The sequence below is a fragment of the Pseudonocardia sp. Ae331_Ps2 genome, from assembly GCF_001932405.1.
GTDB lineage: Bacteria > Actinomycetota > Actinomycetes > Mycobacteriales > Pseudonocardiaceae > Pseudonocardia.
The window spans coordinates 5,682,002-5,699,478 of sequence record NZ_MCIM01000001.1 but is presented as its reverse complement, the minus strand read 5'-3'; the positions used below and the strand labels follow the sequence as shown (position 1 = coordinate 5,699,478).

Below are 17,477 nucleotides of genomic sequence, written 5' to 3'. Positions count from 1 at the left end.
CGAGACGTACGGATGATCCTGTCGGATCCGGTCGTGATCATGTCGACCGGTGCTCAGCCGGGCCGGCGCCGCCCGGCCAGCACCCCGGCGAGGAGCACCACCACCAGCCCCGCGAGGGGGACGACGAGCAGCCCCACCCGCAGCGACGTCGCGTCGGCGACCAGCCCGACCACCGGCGGTGAGATCAGGAACCCGACCCGCATCAGCCAGGTGACGATCGTCAGCCCGGTGCCCGGTGCCAGCCCCGGCAGGTGGTCGGCGGCGGTCATCGCGGCCGGGACGAGCGTCGCCACCCCGAAACCGGCGAGACCGAACCCGGCGACGGTGCCGGGCACGGTCGGGAACGCCAGCGCGAGGCCCATCCCGGCGAGTACGAGCCCGCCACCGGCGCGGGCCACCGCGCGCTGGCCGAACCGGTCGACCACCCGGTCACCGACCAGCCTGCCGACGAACTGGCAGCCCTGCAGCGCCACGAACCCGAGGCCGGCGACGGCCGCACCGGCCCCGAGCCCCTGCAGGTAGACCGCCGCCCAGGTGGCGCCGGAGTCCTCCACCAGGGTGCCGGAGATCGCGACCAGCCCGAACACGGCGAGCAGCGCCACGGTGCGGGTGCCGAGCCCGGTCCACGGCCTGCGCGGCGGTGCACCGTCGGCCGCGCCGGGGGCCGGACGGTCGTCGCGGTCGTCGCCGCGCAGCAGCAGCGGGTGGACCGCGACCGCGATCACCACTGAGAGCAGCGACGACAGCCCCAGGTGCACCGGCAGCGCCAGCCCGGCCCCGGCTGCGGCCGAGCCCATCAGTCCGCCCGCGACCGCCCCGACCGACCAGAGCGCGTGGAACCCGTTGAGGATCGACCGGCCGTAGCGGCGCTGCACCCGCAGCCCGTGCGCGTTCTGCGCGACGTCCACGACGGCGTCGGCCGCCCCGACCAGCAGCATCGCCGTGGCGAACAGCCCCCAGGACGGCGCGAACCCGACGAGCACGACGCCGAGGGCGATCACCGCCATCCCGAACGACGCCACCTTCGCCGAGGTGAACCGGGCGATCAGCGGGCCCGCGGTGAGCCCGGCCAGCAGCGCCGCGAACGGCATCGCGGCCACCGCGAGCCCGAGCTGGGTGTTGGACAGGCCGAGGTCGGCCTTGACCTGCGGGAAGCGGGGCAGCAGGTTGGCGTAGACCAGGCCGTTGGTGAGGAAGACCAGGGCCACCGCCAGCCGGGCCCGTCGTTCCGTCCGGCCCGCTCCGACTGCCACCACGGGCCCATCATGCTGGAGCGGGCGGGCGCCTGCGGGTCGCGGGTCAGCCGTGGCGTTCCCGCAGGCGCGGTGCCGGGGTCATCCCCGCAGCGAGTTGAGCTTCACCGCGGTGCGCAGCGCCCCGGACACGCCCTTGTAGGCGCTGTTGCGGGCGGTGTCGCGGACGTTGCGCAGCTGCGCGCGCCGCTCGCGGCCCGCACTGTTCCACGCCAGCAGCGACCGGCCCCACGAGTCCTTCGCGAGCTCCTTCGTGCCGGCCTCGCGGGCCAGCAGCGCCCACCGGTCGCCGAAGTCGTCGAGCCCGTCGCGGTAGGCGAACACCGCCGGCCGGACGTAGGCCATCCCCGGGTGCTGGCGCCGCATCCGCGGTGCGTAGTCGGCGATGACCTTGTCCAGGCACTCGAACCGGCGCTGCCGGTTGGAGCTGATCGAGCCGGTGCGCATCAGCCGCATGTCGAGCAGCCAGCGGCGGGTGCCCCACATCAGCGGGTAGTTCGACCCGGCGGCGATCCGCAGCCACATCTCGAAGTCCACCGCGGAGGGCAGCGAGCAGTCGAAGCCGCCGACCTGGTCGAAGCAGGCCCGGCGGATCATGAGCGAGCTGCCGTTGTGCGGCGGGTTGTTCTCCACCAGCTGCTTGTCGATGTCGACCTTGCCCGACGGCTGCCAGCGCAGCGCCACGACCTGCCCGGACTCCATCATCACGCGGGTGTGGCAGTACGCCATCCCGACCCCGGGCGGGGCGGTGTGCAGGGTCTCGAGCATGTGCGACAGGAACTCGGGGTGCCAGCGGTCGTCGCCGTCGAGGAACGCGACGAACGGGGCGGCGCTCTCGGCCAGCGCGCGGTTGCGCGCGGCGCCCGAGCCGCCGTTCTCCACCTGGATCAGCCGCACCCGCGGGTCGCGCTCGGCGCGCGAGCGCACGATGTCGGCGGTGTCGTCGGTCGACCCGTCGTCCACGACGAGGTACTCGAACCGGGACTCGGTCTGCGCGAGCACCGAGTCGATGGCCTCACCGATCCACGGGCCGACGTTGTAGGCCGGCGTGATCACGGTGACGAGAACGTGGGGGTTCCGCACGATCGGCACAGTCGGTGCTCCTTCCGGGGTGCGCCGTCTTCGGCGCCGTCGGCCCCTCAATCACCGTAAGGGGTGACGCAGTGCGTTCGGCACGCCCTCGACCGAGGCCGTGCTGCGGGCATTCCTCGCGAATGGCAACGAGCGTGCCCACTGTTGGTGACGTCCGTGCGGCATCCGGGGTTGCCCCGGGTGGTCGGGCCACCCGGTCCGGGGCCGGTGCGCCGGGCGGTGGGAGAGGGTCGCTATCGTCCGGAGAATGTCGTTCGACGCACGGGTGATGCTGTCCCGACGGCTCCGGTTCCTGCCGCATCGCGCCTTCGCGATGGCCCACCACGCCCTGTTCCAGGGGGAGTTGACGACGTTCCGGCGGCCGCGGACCTGGTCCCAGCTGCTCGCCAAGAAGAACCTCGACGACCAGCCCGAACTGGTGCACGTCACCGCGGACAAGTACACCGTCCGCGAGCACGTCGCCGAGCGCATCGGGGCGGAGCACCTCATCCCGCTCCTCCAGGTGGTCGAGCGCGCCGAGGACCTCGACCTGGAGGCGCCCACCGGCCCCTACGTCGTCAAGGGCACCCACGGCTGCGACATGACGATCCTGGTGCGCCACCCGGCGGCCGCCGACCACGCGAAGATCCGCTCGACGGTCGCCCGCTGGCTGCGCACCGACTTCTTCACCCACGGCTGGCGCGAGCGCCCCTACGAGGGGCTCACGCCGCGCGCCGTCGTCGAGGAGATGATCGGCGACGGCACCACGCCGCCCGCCGACTACAAGTTCTTCGTCTTCCACGGCGAGCCCGCGATGGTCGTCGTCGACCAGGACCGGTTCACCGCCCACACCTCGACGATGCTGCACCCGGACTGGGTGCCGTTCCGGATCTCCGGGCGGTTCTCCCAGGCCGACGCGCTGCCGGAGAAGCCCGCCTCCTACGAGCGGATGCTGGAGATCGCCCGCGCGCTGGGCAAGGACTTCACCTTCTGCCGCGTCGACCTCTACGACGTCGACGGCCACGTCTACTTCGGCGAGATCACCCACAACCCGGGCGGCGGGCTCGTCCGGCTGCGGCCCCGCGCCTTCGACCGGGCCCTGGGGAACCTGTGGCGCAACGGGACACCGATCCCGGAGAAGTTCATCCAGCGTTCCTGACCGGGCTCGCGCACCCACCCGGCGGCCCTCGCAGCCCCCGCGGTCCCGCTGCCCCGCGGCGACCCGCCGCCCGCCGCGGCACCCCACGCGGCCAGTCGCCGCGCGTCGTCGCGGGTCGCCGCAGGTCCACACCCCTTCGCCGGCAGCCACACCCGCTGCAACAGGTGTGGCTGCCCGCGAAGGGGTGTGGCGACGGCGCGCCACCCGTCGATCAGCACCTGAGCGCTGTCGACGGCCGATCGGACAGCGCTCAGGTACTGATCGACGGGGCCTCGGGACGCTGCGTGGGCCGCCGGACGGAGCCCCTGATCGCCGAGGGGTCAGTCGCGGACGCGGGGGAACTCGTGGGTCCGCGCCTCCGGCCCGCTGATGGGCCGGGTGTCGTCGTCGCGGTCGAGGAGGTCCTTGCCGTCCGGGCTGGCGGGACCGCCGTCGCCGGGCGGGTGCGGCGGGGCCGGCCGGCGCAGCCAACGCACCACCGACGGCGCGAAGACGACCGCCAGCACCAACTCGCCCGCGAGCCACGTCCAGCCGACGGCGTCGACCCCGAGCGTCGGGGCGAGCAGCGGGATCCCGCCGAGCACGATCGCGCAGTGCACGAGCTGCTGCGCGGCCAGGGGGAAGGTGCGGTTCGCGAGCCGCGACTTCGTCATCCACATCGTCACGATCACGCGCGGGAACATCGAGGCCATCAGCAGCTGCAGCAGCGTCGTGGAGTTCTCGACGTACTGCGGCCCGTAGAACCACAGCAGCAGCGGTGCGGCCAGCGCGATGACCAGCGAGGCGGGCCACACCAGCAGGCAGATCCGGCGCAGCACAGCGCGGGCGAACACGTGCGCGTGCTCCGGGTTCCGGGAGCCCTCCACGACCAGCGCCGAGGTGATCGCCATCGACAGCATGCTCATCGCGAGGAAGACGGTCTGGGCCGGCAGCAGGTAGGCGCTGGCCGCCTGGCTGATCGTCATGACCACCAGCACCGGCAGGAACGACGACATGGCCTGGTTGAACACCTGGCCCAGGTAGTCGCCGCCCATGTAGCGGGCCAGCGTGGCGCGGTCCGGGGCACCGGCGTCGTCGCGGTCCACGGTCTCCGCGGTGTGCCGGGGGAGCAGCCGCCGCGAGATCAGCAGGGTGAACGGCACCAGCAGGGCGATGACCGGCGCGCTCCAGGAGGTGAACACGCCGTCGGACACCGAGGTGAACGCGACGACGACGAGCAGGCCGAGCTTCACGACGCCGTAGACGCCGTTCTCCAGCACCACCCACATCGCCGAGCGCAGCCCGGTGAGGACCTGGTCCTGCAGGTTGAAGATGGACCACGCGGCGGTCGAGACCACGAACCACGCGGCGAAGCCGGGGGAGACGTGCAGCGGGTCGCCGGGGGCGTAGGCGAAGTGGCAGTAGGTCATGACCGCGGCCGAGCCGACGACGGCCATCCCGGCGCTGACCCCGTAGGCGAGCCGCACCAGCGACCGCGAGTCGCGCCCGGCCGTCGGGAGGAAGCGGATGAGGGCCTGACCGAAGTTCAGCGAGGTCAGGACCGAGATCAGCATCATCAGGTTGACCATGGCGTTGCCGCGGCCGACGTCCTCGGTGCTGAACACCCGCGCGGCGAAGACCCAGTAGAGCAACCCGAAGCCGGAGTTGACGACGGTGTTGAGCATCAGGGCGTACGCGTTGCGGTAGAGCGGATTGCCCATCTCCCGGCGGACCGAGCGGACCCGGCCGGCGACCATCTCGCCGACGCTCATCGCGCGCACCGCCGGACGGCGGCGTGGGAGGTCCCGCTGAGTGCGTGCACACCTCCACGCTAACCAGGGGTCGACCAGCCGGGTGCCGGGGGAGGGGCGCCGGACGGTCCGTCACCGGACGGGGTCGGACACTGCGGACATACACACCCCGTCGCGCTCCGCAACCCCTGCGCTACGGTTCATTTCTTCCGGTGATCTGATGAACCGAAGGGGGTCTGCGTGCGTATCGCCTGCGCAGGAGGTGGGCCGGCCGGTCTGTACCTGGCGGTTCTCGCCAGGCTCCGGTCCGGGGGACGCGACGAGGTCGTCGTGTACGAACGCAACGAGGCGGGGCGGACCCACGGGTTCGCCGTCACCTACGGCGAGGACATGCTCGACGACGCGTTCCGCAACGACCCCGAGGGCGGTGAGGCCCTGCGTCGCGCGTCCCGGCTGTGGAACGCCCAGGAGATCCGGGTCGCCGACCACCGCCCGGTGCACGTCGGCGGCAAGTACGGCTACGCGATCGCCCGCGTCGACCTGCTCGACGTGCTGGCGCGCCGGGCCGAGCAGCTGGGCGTGAAGATCGAGTACGGCTCCCCGGTCGAGCGCGACTCCCTCGACGCGGACCTGGTCGTCGCGGCCGACGGCGTCGGCAGCCGGATCCGCACCGCGCGCGCCGAGCACTTCGGCACCACCGTCGACGAGGGCACGAACCCCTACATCTGGCTCGGCGCCGACAGCGACTCGGACACCTTCGTCTGGGACTTCCAGCCGACCGACGCGGGCTGGATGTGGATCCACCTCTACCCGTCGTCCAACGGGGTCAGCACCTGCATCGTGGAGTGCGAGCCCGACACCTGGGAGGGGCTGGGCCTGGACCACATGTCCGGGGCCGACGCCGTCCGGCTCGTCGAGTCGGTCTTCCACCGCACGCTGGCCGGGCGCCGGCTCATCGAGCCCCTCGGCGGGCTGGGGGAGAAGCCCTGGCTGCGCTTCCGCGAGGTCCGCAACCGGACCTGGCGCGACGGCGACCTCGTGCTGGCCGGCGACGCCGCGCACACCACGCACTTCGGGATCGGCTCGGGCACCGTGCTGGCGATGCAGGACTCGATGGGTCTGGTCGACGCCCTCTACGGCGTCGCGGGCCAGACGGCCGCGGCCGACCTGACCTGCCCGAACGGCCGCGGTGCCGCGCTGTCGGCCTACGACGCCCGGCGGCGCGCGGAGATCGGCCCGATCCAGGACGCCGCCCGGCGGAACATGCAGTGGTTCGAGCAGGCGGGGCGCCAGCTCGAACAGGTCACCGATCCCGTCGAGTTCGCCTGGTCGCTCACCGACCGCCGGGGCGACATGGGCCGCATCCACCGCACCCTGCACCGGGCCACCCAGGTTCCCGCGCTGCGTCAGGTGCGGCGCGGTCTGACCACCGCCCGCCGCGTCCGGCGGTCGGCCCTGCGCGGGCGGCAGAGCTAGAAGTTCCGGGGCGAAACCGCTCGCCGACGGCACGCGCAGCGTCACCGATCGTGGCGGCCCCGGTGTCCACACGGGTCCGCCGCGTTCGTAGGGTCGTTGCGTCCCAGATCGATGACATCCGATGGAGGTCCGGTGTGAAGATCGTGGTCGTCGGTGGTGGGCCGGCCGGTCTGTACTTCTCGATCCTGGCCCGGCTCCGGTCGGGCGGGCAGGACGAGATCGTCCTGGCGGAGCGCAACGCGCCCGGCACCGCCTCCGGCTTCGCGGTCACGCTCGGTGAGGACATCCTCGACGAGCTCTTCCGCACCGACCCCCTCGGGGCCGAGAAGGTGCGGGCCGCGGCGCACGTGTGGGACTCCCAGGTCGTGGAGGTCTCCGGGCGCCCGGTGCACCTCGGCGGTCGCTACGGCTACTCCATCGGCCGCGCGCGGCTGCTGGAGGTGCTGGCCGAGCGGGCCCGCCAGGTCGGGGTGAAGCTCATGTTCGACACGGCCGTCGCCGTGGACGGTGACATCGGGCGCGACCCGCTGACCGCCGACGCGGACGTCGTCGTCGCCGCCGACGGGGTCGGGTCCGCGATCCGCGCCGCGCGGGCCGACACCTTCGGGACCCGGATCTCCCACGGTTCCAACCGCTACGTCTGGTTCGGCACTAGCAAGCCGTTCCGGCCGTTCACCTTCGCGTTCGAGAAGACCCACGCCGGCTGGATCTGGTTCCACGCCTACCCGGCCGCGGACTGCGTCAGCACCTGCATCGTGGAGTGCACGCCGCAGACCTGGGCGGGGCTGGGGCTCGACACGATGGCGCCCGACGAGGCCATGCGGATGCTCGAGGGCGTCTTCTCCCACTCGCTCGACGGGCACTCGCTGATCGCCCCGCCCGGCATGGGCTCCTCGCCGTGGCTGCAGTTCCGCGAGGTCCGGAACATGTCTTGGCGCGACGGCAACGTCGTCCTCGCCGGCGACGCGGCCCACACCACCCACTTCGCCATCGGCTCGGGCACGGTCCTCGCCGTCGCCGACTCGATCGCGCTGGCCGAGGAGCTGTACCCGCGCGGGACCCGCGGCACCGACGACGTCGAGGCCGCCCTCGCCGGGTACGACGCCCGCCGCCGCGCCGCGATGGCACCGGTCCAGCGGATGGCCCGGGCGAGCATGGAGTGGTTCGAGACCGTCCCCGAGCGTCTCGAGGGCGCCGAGGACGCGCTGGCCTTCTCCTGGTCGCTGCTCGACCGCCGGCACGACCAGGGCCGGCTCAACGAGCGTCTGCACCGTGCGACCCAGGTCGAGCCGGTCCGTCAGGTCCGGCGCAGGCTGACCGCGGCCCGCCGGGTCCGCCGGGCGCTGGCCCGCGGGGAGATCACCCCCCGCGAGGCCCTGCACCGCTGATCCGCGGCCCGGCGGGGCCGGCTCAGTCCCGGTCCCGCCCGGCCCCGGAGCCCTCCTGCTCCTCGCGTGCGAGGAAGGAGTGCCTGCGGCCGTAGAGGGCGTAGACCACCAGGCCGAGCGCCAGCCAGACGGCGAACCGGATCCACGTGTCCAGGTTCAGGTTCAGCATCAGGTAGAGGCACGCGATCGCGGTGATCACCGGCACCACCGGCGAGAACGGCACCGTGAACGGCCGGTCGAGGTCGGGGCGGGTCCGGCGCAGCACCGGCACCGCGACGGCGACGATGATCATCGCCGAGAGCGCGCCGATCGACACCATGTCGGCCAGCGCGGTGATCGGGGTGAACGCCGCGATCACCGCGCAGACGACACCGCCGATGATCGTCATGCGGTGCGGGGTGCCCCACCGGGGGTGCGCGGTGCCGATGGCCTTCGGCAGCAGGCCGTCGCGGCCCATCGCGAAGCCGATCCGGCCGATCGTCACGAGCTCCACCATCATCACCGAGGTCAGACCGGTGACCGCGCCGAGCGCGATGAGCGCGCCCACCCACGGCAGTCCGACGCCGGCGAACGCCGAGGCGAGCGGGGCGCCGGTGTCGATCTCGGTGTAGGGGACCATCCCGGTGAGCACGAGCGAGACGCCGACGTAGAGCACCGCGCAGATGGCGAGCGCGCCGAGCAGCCCGACCTTCAGGTCGCGGTTGGGGCGCTCGGCCTCCTCGCCGAGGTTGGCCAGCGCCTCGAACCCGGTGTAGGCGAAGAAGACCACCGCGGCCGCGGTGAGCATGCCGCCGACGCCGAACACGGTCGGGGCGAGCCCGAACACCCCGGAGATGATCGGCTGGGTGAAGACCGAGCCGCCGTCCTCCGGTGCCTGGGCCGGCGGGATGAACGGCTGCAGGTTGGCCGGGTCGATGTAGAACACGCCGACGGCGAGGATCAGCACGCAGACCGCGAGCTTCACCAGGACCAGCAGGTTCGTCAGCCGTGACGACTGCTGGATGCCCGCGACCGCGACGACGGTCAGCACCGCGATGATCAGCACCGCGCCGACGTTGATCGTGGCGTCCTCCCCGAACCAGTCCGTCGGCAGCCCGAACAGCGACGCCAGGTAGCCCGACCAGCTGCGGGAGACGACGGCGAGGCCGAGGCCGAACTCCAGCAGCAGGTCCCAGCCGATGATCCAGGCGAAGACCTCGCCGAGGGTGGCGAAGGCGTAGGTGTAGGCCGAGCCCGCCGTCGGGACGGAGGAGGCCAGCTCGGCGTAGCAGACGGCGGCGAGCCCGGCGACGACCGCGCCGATCAGGAACGACAACGTCACCGCCGGGCCCGCGTGCTGCTGGGCCTCGACCCCGGCCAGGGTGAAGATCCCGGTACCGATGATGATGCCGACGCCGAATCCGACCAGGTCACGGGCCTTCAGCGTGCGCTTGAGCGGCGTGCCCCGCCCCTCGCCGCCGACGTCCTCGGAGCCGTCGCCGGCTCTGCCCCTGGCCAGGATCCGTTCCACCGGCATAGTGCGCGTCCAGCCCACGCCGCCACCCCCACTCGTCGTCGGTCGGTCGATCGTTGCGGCACGGTATGCCGGGACGGGGTGCGGTGCCGGGCGGAGCGCAGGGCACATCCTGAAAATGCTGTGTGAACCCTCCGTCCTCCGTGTCCGGATCGCCGTTCGGCGGTGCACCATCGAGGACGGGACGGCCGTCCGGTCGTCCGCGACCGGAGGGGTCGTGTCCGGACCTGAGCGACGCCGTGGACGGGATCCCCGTACCCGCGTGTCGGTGGCCGTGGTCGTCGCGGTGGTGGTGGCGGTGTCCGCGCTGTGGGGCGCCGGTGTTGCCTCGGACGGTCCGGTCCCGCGCCCCGGGGGCGGCGCCGTCGTGCCGGCGCAGCACCAGAGCTCGACGACCGGCCCCGACGACGACGCGGCACCCGGCCCGGACACCCTGCGCGAGCTGCTCGCGGCGATGACCGGATCCGCCACCGCCGACCCGCTCGACCTCGCTCCCGGATCGCTGCTCGTCGACCGCGAGGGCGAGGACGACCTCACCCTGTCCTGGGCGCTGCTCGACACCGACGACGGCCGGTGGACCGGCTCGGCGGACGCCGCGACCACCCGTTTCGAGGCCGAGTCCACGATCAAGGCATGGCTGGCGGCGGACACCTTGCGCGCCGCCGCGCAGGCGGGCCGCCCGGTGACGGCCGCCCAACGGGCCGACATCTCCGCCGCCGTGCGCGCCTCCGACGACGACGCCGCCGAACGGCTCTACCGCGCCCTCGGGCGGGACGCGAGCACCGCGCGGCTGGACGAGGAGTGCGGGGTGGAGGTGTCGACGTCGCGGCCGGGGTGGTGGTCCTACACCCAGATCGCCGCGCTCGACGCGGCCCGGATCCTGGCCTGCGTGCGCGACCGCGCACCGGAGTGGCCGGGCGGGGACGCCCTGCTGGCCGACCTCGACGCCGTCACCCCGGACGGCCGCTCGGGTGTCCGTCCGGCGCTGCCCGGGGTGGTGGCGGAGAAGAACGGCTGGACGCTGCACGGCGCCGCGGGGTGGAACGTGCACTGCGTCCTGGTCTGGGCGGACCGGGCCCTCGCGGTGCTCACCACCTACCCTGCCGAGCGGGGCGTGGAGTACGGCTGGGCGGTGTGCCGCGACGTCGCCGGGGACGTGCTCTCCGCCTCCTGAGCGGCCCCGCTGGAGTTTCACATGCGAATACGTGCATGTATGGTGGCGGTCATGGGGCACGGACACGGTGGTGGGGCGGGGCACGCCGGGGCGGGTACCGATCGTCGCCGGCTGGCGACGGCGCTGGGCGTCACGCTGGTCACGGCGGTCCTCGGTGCGGCGGGCGCGGTGTACACCGGCTCGCTCGCACTGCTGGCCGACCTCGGTCACCTGCTGACCGACGCGGGCGCGCTGGTCGCCGCCCTGATCGCCAGCGTGCTCGCCGCCCGCCCCGCCACGACGTCGCGGACCTACGGGATGGGCCGGGCCGAGGTGCTCGTCGCCGCCCTCAACGCGCTCACCCTCGTCGCGGTCGTGGTGTGGGTCGGGGTGGAGGCGGTGCAGCGGCTGTTCGTCCCGGCCGAGATCCCCGGCCTGCCGCTGCTGGTCATCGGTGTGCTCGGCCTGATCGGGAACCTGGTCTCGCTCGCGGTGCTGGCCGGCGGCGACCGCGGCAACATGAACATGCGCGGGGCCATGCTGCACGTCCTCGGCGACGCGCTCGGCTCGGTCGGTGTGCTCGCCGCCGCCGTGGTGCTGCTGACGACCGGCTGGCCCTGGGCCGACACCATCGCCTCGCTGTTCATCGTCGCGCTGATCCTCCCGCGCGCGGTGTCGCTGCTGCGCGAGGCCGCGCACGTCCTGCTGGAGGGCGCGCCCAAGGGGATCGACGCCCAGGAGGTCAAGGCGGCGCTGCTGGCCGTCGAGGGGGTCGCCGACGTCCACGACCTGCACGTGTGGGCGATCAACGACCGCACCCCCGCGATGTCGGCGCACGTCGTCGTCGACGAGGAGGTCTCCGGGCACTGCGGGGACGCCTCGGTGCTCGACCGTGCCGGGCACGTGCTGCGGGAGCGGTTCGGCCTCGACCACTCCACCCTGCAGGTCGAGCACGCCGCGCACACCGGGCACGAGAACCACTGCGGCTGAGCCGCCGTGGCCCGCCGTCGCCCGGACCGTCGCGCCCGGCCGAACCGGGTGCGCCGTCCGGGCGCCTCACGGCTGGGCCCACCCACGATGTGAGGGGCCCGTTACCGGACGGGAACCGGCAGTCACCCGATGGTGACGAGCCGAGAGCATGGTTGTGCACGACCGAATCTCCCCGAGGAGTGCCCGTGCCTGACCTGTTCAGCCCCTACACGCTCAAGGGCGTGACCCTGCGCAACCGCATCGCGATGTCGCCGATGACGATGTACCGCTCGGTCGACGGCAAGATGAACGACTTCCACCTCATGTATCTCGGCGCGCGCGCCGCCGGCGGGTTCGGGCTGATCTTCCCCGAGCAGGTCGCGATCGCCCCCGAGGGTCGCACCACCCCGCACTGTGCCGGGATCTACGACGACGACCAGATCGAGGGCCACGCCCGGGTCACCGCGATGATCAGCGACATGGGCGCGGTGCCGGCGATCCAGCTCGGCCACACCGGGCGCAACGGCAGCGAGCTCAAGCCGTGGGTGGCGAACGAGCTCGGCCGCCAGCTGCCGCCCGACCACCCCGAGGGCTGGCAGGTCGTCGGACCGTCGGACGTCCCCTACGGCTTCGGCAAGCGCCCGTACCCGGTGCACGCCCTCACCGTCGAGGAGATCGCGGCGGTGCACCGGCAGTACGCCGACGCCGCCCGACGCGCTCTCGACGCCGGCTACCGGTGGCTGGAGATGCACTTCGCGCACGGCTACCTCGGCGCCAGCTTCTACTCGCCGCTGGCCAACCGGCGCACCGATGCCTACGGCGGCAGCAAGGCCAACCGGGCCCGGTTCCTGCTGGAGGCGATGGACGCCGTCCGCGAGGTCTGGCCGGAGGAGTACCCGCTGACCTTCCGCCTCGGAGCCGACGACTACCACCCCGACGGCGTGCAGTGGGAGGACTCGATCGAGGTCGTCGGGTGGCTCAAGGAGCACGGCGCCGACATGGCCGACCTGTCGATGGGCGGCAACACCGACGACATGCGCGACCCGCACTTCCCGCACGTCTCGGCCTGGGTCGAACGCGGCGCCCGGGTCCGCCGGGAGATCGGCATCCCGGTCACGGTGAGCTGGAACCTCGGCATCCCGGCCAACGCCGACCGCGCGATCCGGGAGGAGAAGCTCGACCTGGTGATGCTGGGCCGCCCGGCCCTGGCCAACGCGCACTGGCCGGTGTGGGCGGCCCGCGAGCTCGGCCACGGTGACCCGTTCTCGCTGGTCCCCGAGGACTGGGGCTGGTGGCTGTCGAACTTCCGCGGCCACGACCCGAGCATCGGCTGGCCGGCTCCGTCGCCCGCGACCGAGCAGCACCTGCGCTCGGCCTGAGCGGTCACCGGCCGCGGCGACGCCCGCCGCGGCCGGGTGACCCGGCTCAGCCCGCCAGGTGCGACCAGCGTGCGGCCAGCTCGTCCCAGGGGCCCTCGTCGGCGACCCGACCGCGGTCCAGCACGACCACCCGGTCCGCCCGGGCCAGCGCCGCCCGCTTCGTGCTCGCGCCGACCACGGTGCTGCCGCGCCGGCGCAGCGCCGCCCACAGCTCGATCTCGGTGCGGACGTCCAGCGCGGACGACACGTCGTCGGCGACGATCAGCTCGGCGCCGGTCGCCAGCGCCCTGGCCATCGCCACCCGCTGCACCTGTCCGCCGGACAGCCGGATGCCCCGGTGGCCGACGACGGCGTCCGGCCCGCCCGCCGCGGCCACGTCCCGGTCGAGGCGAGCGTCGCCGACGGCGTCCTGCACCGGGCGGTCGTGCCCGAGGGCGATGTTGTCGCCGAAGGTGCCCGACAGCACCCGGGGGACCTGCCCGACGTAGGCGACCTGCCCGGGGCGCAGGAACGTCTGCGGGTCGGAGACCGCGCGCCCGTTCCACCGGATGACGCCCTCGTGCTCGACCAGCCCGGCCAGACCGGCGAGCAGGCTGGACTTGCCCGATCCGACCTGGCCGGTGACCAGCACCAGCGAGCCCGCGTCGATGTCGAGGTCCACGCCCTCGACGCCGACGGTGCCGTCGTCGTGCACGGCGGCGACCTTCTCCAGGCTCAGCCGCTGCAGCGGCTCGCGCTCCACCGGCGCCGGCGCCGGCGCGGCGCCGGTGACCAGGTCGACGCCCGGCGGCAGCCGCGTCAGGTCCGCGGGGCCCGCGAACGGGGCGACGGCACGCAGCCAGCGCCGTGCGATCGGGGCCTCGGTGACCGCGGCCGCGCACACCTGCCCGAGGAACCCGGCCCCGTTCAGCGTGGTCGACACGAGCAGCGCCGTCGCCAGCGGCCAGGTGCCGACCAGGTACAGCGACCAGGTGAGCACCACCGCGCCCTGCAGCAGCACCCCGGGGACACCGTCGAGCAGGGTGCGCACCCGGTACTCCCGGACCGTGGCCCGCACCCGGTCGCCGTCGACGTCGGCGAGGTGGGCCCGCAGCGCACCGGTCGCGGCGGCGAGCTTCACCGTGCGCACCGACTCCAGGACCGAGCCCAGCGCCGTGCCGAACCGGGCCCTGGCGTCGGCCGCGATCCGCCCGGAGCGCCCCGCGAACGGCGCCCCGATCGCCGCGACCCCCGCGCAGACCAGCAGGAACCCGCCGATGACGGCGGCCGCGCGCACGTCGGCCGCCACCAGACCGGCCACCACGACGACGATCACCGAGTTGGTGACGTCGACCCAGCGGTCCACGTAGAGGATCATCCGGTCCGAGTCCAACGCGCGCGCCACGACCTCGCCCGCGGGGGAGCGCGGGCCGCGCCGCTGCATGGTCTGCCCGCGCAGCACCCCCAGCCGCAGCCGCAGCGTCGCCGCGGACCACCAGCGCGGGTAGGTGCGGAACGCGACGGCGATCCACACCGGGAACAGCATCAGCACCACCGTCAGGGCGACGGCGGGTCCCCACGGGGTGCGGCCGCCCTCCAGCCCCGCGACGACGAGGCCCCACAGCCAGCCGGTCAGCACACCGGTGGCCGAGCCCAGGGTGGCGAGGGTGAACATCGCCCCGCCGGTCAGACCCCACCGCGGGTGGGCCAGCGCCAGCCGCAGCACGACCCGCCACAGCGGGGGAGCGGGCACCGGGTCCGGGGTCGGCACCGCACGACGGGCGGCCCGGTGCAGCAGCGGTGACCCCGGGTCGGCGACGGCACCGCCGTGCCGCGCCGCGCCCGCCGGGGCCGTCGCGGTGGCGCCCGCGGTCCCGGGCAGGGACCGGTCCGCGGCGAGCAGGTCGGCGTAGCGGCCCGGCTCGGCGGCCAGCTGCTCCCGCGCGCCGTGCTGGACCAGACGGCCGTCGGACAGCACCGCGACGGCGTCGGCACGGCGGATCGTCGACAGCCGGTGCGCCACGACGATCCCGGTGCGGCCCGCGAGCAGCGCCCGCGACGCGCGGGTCACCCGCTCCTCGGTGCGCGGGTCCATCCGCGCGGTGGCCTCGTCCAGCACGACGACGGCGACGTCGCGCACCAGCAGCCGGGCGAACGCCACCAGCTGTTCCTCACCGGAGGACAGCGCGATCCCGCCGGTGCCGAGACGGGTGTCCAGGCCGTCGGGCAGGGCGTCGACCCACTCGTCGAGCCCCAGCGCGGCCGTCGCGGCCTCGACCGCCGAGCGCGGGACCGCCGGGTCGAACAGCGTGATGTTCTCCGCGAGCGTCGCGGCCAGGATCTCGGTGCGCTGGGTGACCACACCGACCCGGCGGCGCAGGCCCTCCAGGTCCAGGTCGCGCACGTCGACCCCGGCCAGGAGCACCTGCCCGCGCGGCGGCTCCACGGCGCGCGAGAGCACCTTGGTGACCGTCGACTTCCCCGAGCCGGTACGGCCGAGCAGCGCACACGTCGTCCCCGCCGGGACGGTCAGGTCGATCCCGCCCAGGCGGAACCCGTCGTCGTACCCGGCGGTCAGCCCGCGCAGCTCCACCGACGCCGGCCCCGGCGGCAGGGGACGGCCGCCCTCGGGCTCCCGCTCGGTCTCCAGCAGCGACGACACCCGGGTGAGCGCGCCCAGACCGGCCTGGATGTCGGGCATCCGGTCGACGATGGCGTCGACCTGGCCGACGAACGCGGTGACCAGGAGCCACAACGTGACCAGTGCGGCGATGCCGCCCGGGTCCCCGGCGACCAGCCACACCCCGCCGAGCGCGAGCGCCCCGAGCAGCGCGTGCGCGACGGTGCCCGTCCGCAGACCGAGCCGGGTCGCGATCCGGGACACCTCGTGGGTGCGCGCGACGACCGTCGCGGCCCGGCGGGCGAACCCGGCGACCACGTGCGGCTGGCCCAGCGAGGTGCGCACGTCGTCCTGGCCGGCGACCGACTCCTCCAGCTGCGCCGCGTGGTCCGACCAGGCCGTCTCCTCGGCGACCTTGGCCCGCGCGATCTGCGGCGTCAACGGCCGCGCCACCAGCACGATTGCGGCGGCGACCAGCGGGAACACGACGAACGCCGGCCAGAACACCAGCCCGGCGACGATCCATGCGACCACCGAGCGCAGCAGCGACCGGCCGGTCTCCCAGCCGATCCGCCGGATGAGCTGGGCGAGCTGGCGACAGTCGTCGTCTACCCGGTCGAGGAGCTCCCCGACCGCCTGGTCCTCCAGCGCGGGCAGCGGCTGCGCCAGCGCGGACCCCACGAGGTCCGCACGCAACCTGCCCTCCGCGCGCCCGACCACCCCGGAGAACAGGACCCGGCCCAGGGTGTCCAGCAGCGCGGCGCCCAGCAGCAGTGCGGCGAGCACGGCGATCAGGGTGGCCGTCGGCCCGCTCACCACCGCCCCGACCACGGTCGCCGCCGTCGCCTCCGCGACCGCGGCCACCACCGCGGCGCCCACGGCCACGAACGACACCGGTCCACCCAGCCGACGCCATGACAGCGCGCGCACCCTCGACACCCCCGACGAGACCGCGCTCCGGGATCTCCGACGCGATCGGTGATCGACGGTAGCCGTGACCCCCGACGGAATCGCGCGGTTTTCCGGGCCGTGCCCCGGAATGCCCGGTCGAAACCGGATCGGCCCGTGCCCCACCCGAAGCGGTCGACAACACCCCGAGGGGGCGCGGACGGGCCCGTCGTGTCCGCATGCTTGCCCTTCGGCGACACGCGAGCACGAGGGGGAACCGATGGGACTGCGGTCGATCAGGTGGGTCGGGGGCGCGCTCTGCGCGGTGGCGGGACTGGCGCTCACCGCGTCACCCGCGCTGGCCGAGGACGCACCCGTCCCGGAGCCGCCCACGTTCACCAGCACGCTCACCGCGACCCTCACCCCGGACGCGGTCCGCGCCGACGACGGCGCACCGGTGCCCGGCCAGCAGGGCGCGACCGGCACCTTCACCCTCCGCCTGAACAGCCAGCAGAACATCGTCTGCTACGACATCCAGGTCACCGGGGTGACCCCGCCGTTCAGCAGCCCCGCGCGGACCGCCACGCACCTGCAGGAGGGGCAGCCGAACGAGTCCGGCAACCCGAGGATGGCCTTCCCGGACCCGCAGGGCCCGCCCGGCGGCCCGATGACCAGCAAGGGCTGCCTGCAGGGACCGTTCACCACCGGTGTGATCGTCGGCGGCGTCGACACCGGCACCGGGTTCGCGGTCACGGACCTGGAGGCCAACCCGGCTGCCTGGCTCGTCGACATCCACACCGAGCAGTACCGGACCGGTGCGCTGCGCGGGCAGCTGTCCAAGACCGGCTGACGGCCCGCTCACCGGCCCGGCGCCGGGTCGCGCTGCGGCCCGGTGAGTC

The 17,477-nt window shown here is 73.9% G+C and carries 12 protein-coding genes; 7 read left to right on the top strand and 5 right to left on the bottom strand.

What is annotated here, in order from left to right; genetic code table 11:
• Nucleotides 1–53: 53 nt before the first annotated feature.
• Both Ae331Ps2_RS26615 and Ae331Ps2_RS26610 read right to left on the bottom strand, forming a co-directional pair.
• Nucleotides 54–1,256, bottom strand: a complete 1,203-nt coding sequence (locus Ae331Ps2_RS26615; protein WP_075305778.1) for an MFS transporter — start codon at nucleotides 1,254–1,256, stop codon at nucleotides 54–56.
• A 78-nt stretch (nucleotides 1,257–1,334) separates the two neighbouring features.
• Nucleotides 1,335–2,336: a glycosyltransferase family A protein gene (locus Ae331Ps2_RS26610; protein WP_170917060.1), complete on the bottom strand. Its 1,002-nt coding sequence runs from the start codon at nucleotides 2,334–2,336 to the stop codon at nucleotides 1,335–1,337.
• Between the two features lie 256 nt (nucleotides 2,337–2,592).
• Here Ae331Ps2_RS26610 and Ae331Ps2_RS26605 point away from each other — a divergent pair, with 256 nt between their 5' ends.
• Nucleotides 2,593–3,483 carry an ATP-grasp fold amidoligase family protein gene (locus Ae331Ps2_RS26605; RefSeq protein ID WP_075305780.1) on the top strand — a complete coding sequence of 297 codons (891 nt, stop codon included), beginning with the start codon at nucleotides 2,593–2,595 and terminating at the stop codon, nucleotides 3,481–3,483.
• Between the two features lie 320 nt (nucleotides 3,484–3,803).
• Here the strand turns inward: Ae331Ps2_RS26605 and Ae331Ps2_RS26600 are convergent, their stop codons facing one another.
• On the bottom strand, nucleotides 3,804–5,234 hold the full coding sequence (locus Ae331Ps2_RS26600; RefSeq protein WP_139318693.1) for a lipopolysaccharide biosynthesis protein: 1,431 nt from the start codon (nucleotides 5,232–5,234) through the stop codon (nucleotides 3,804–3,806).
• Between the two features lie 219 nt (nucleotides 5,235–5,453).
• Here Ae331Ps2_RS26600 and Ae331Ps2_RS26595 point away from each other — a divergent pair, with 219 nt between their 5' ends.
• Both Ae331Ps2_RS26595 and Ae331Ps2_RS26590 read left to right on the top strand, forming a co-directional pair.
• Nucleotides 5,454–6,689, top strand: coding sequence for an FAD-dependent monooxygenase (locus Ae331Ps2_RS26595; protein ID WP_075305782.1), 1,236 nt, complete (start codon nucleotides 5,454–5,456; stop codon nucleotides 6,687–6,689).
• Between the two features lie 134 nt (nucleotides 6,690–6,823).
• The gene (locus Ae331Ps2_RS26590) at nucleotides 6,824–8,077 is read left to right on the top strand and encodes an FAD-dependent monooxygenase (protein WP_075305783.1); all 1,254 of its coding nucleotides are present in this window, start codon (nucleotides 6,824–6,826) and stop codon (nucleotides 8,075–8,077) included.
• A 22-nt stretch (nucleotides 8,078–8,099) separates the two neighbouring features.
• Here Ae331Ps2_RS26590 and Ae331Ps2_RS26585 read toward each other — a convergent pair whose 3' ends face one another.
• On the bottom strand, nucleotides 8,100–9,611 hold the full coding sequence (locus Ae331Ps2_RS26585) for an APC family permease (protein ID WP_020623913.1): 1,512 nt from the start codon (nucleotides 9,609–9,611) through the stop codon (nucleotides 8,100–8,102).
• A 247-nt stretch (nucleotides 9,612–9,858) separates the two neighbouring features.
• Here Ae331Ps2_RS26585 and Ae331Ps2_RS26580 point away from each other — a divergent pair, with 247 nt between their 5' ends.
• From Ae331Ps2_RS26580 to Ae331Ps2_RS26570, 3 genes are all read left to right on the top strand, one after another.
• Nucleotides 9,859–10,764: a hypothetical protein gene (locus Ae331Ps2_RS26580; RefSeq protein ID WP_139318694.1), complete on the top strand. Its 906-nt coding sequence runs from the start codon at nucleotides 9,859–9,861 to the stop codon at nucleotides 10,762–10,764.
• A 51-nt stretch (nucleotides 10,765–10,815) separates the two neighbouring features.
• Complete coding sequence (locus tag Ae331Ps2_RS26575; RefSeq protein WP_075311646.1) at nucleotides 10,816–11,733, top strand: cation diffusion facilitator family transporter; 918 nt, start codon at nucleotides 10,816–10,818, stop codon at nucleotides 11,731–11,733.
• A 185-nt stretch (nucleotides 11,734–11,918) separates the two neighbouring features.
• Nucleotides 11,919–13,091, top strand: coding sequence for an NADH:flavin oxidoreductase/NADH oxidase (locus Ae331Ps2_RS26570; protein ID WP_020623916.1), 1,173 nt, complete (start codon nucleotides 11,919–11,921; stop codon nucleotides 13,089–13,091).
• Between the two features lie 46 nt (nucleotides 13,092–13,137).
• On the opposite strand, the gene Ae331Ps2_RS26565 is transcribed toward Ae331Ps2_RS26570, so the two are convergent.
• Nucleotides 13,138–16,584: an ABC transporter ATP-binding protein gene (locus Ae331Ps2_RS26565; protein WP_212611712.1), complete on the bottom strand. Its 3,447-nt coding sequence runs from the start codon at nucleotides 16,582–16,584 to the stop codon at nucleotides 13,138–13,140.
• A 274-nt stretch (nucleotides 16,585–16,858) separates the two neighbouring features.
• On the opposite strand from Ae331Ps2_RS26565, the gene Ae331Ps2_RS32785 reads away from it, so the two are divergent.
• Complete coding sequence (locus tag Ae331Ps2_RS32785; RefSeq protein WP_075305786.1) at nucleotides 16,859–17,428, top strand: CHRD domain-containing protein; 570 nt, start codon at nucleotides 16,859–16,861, stop codon at nucleotides 17,426–17,428.
• Nucleotides 17,429–17,477 lie beyond the last annotated feature (49 nt).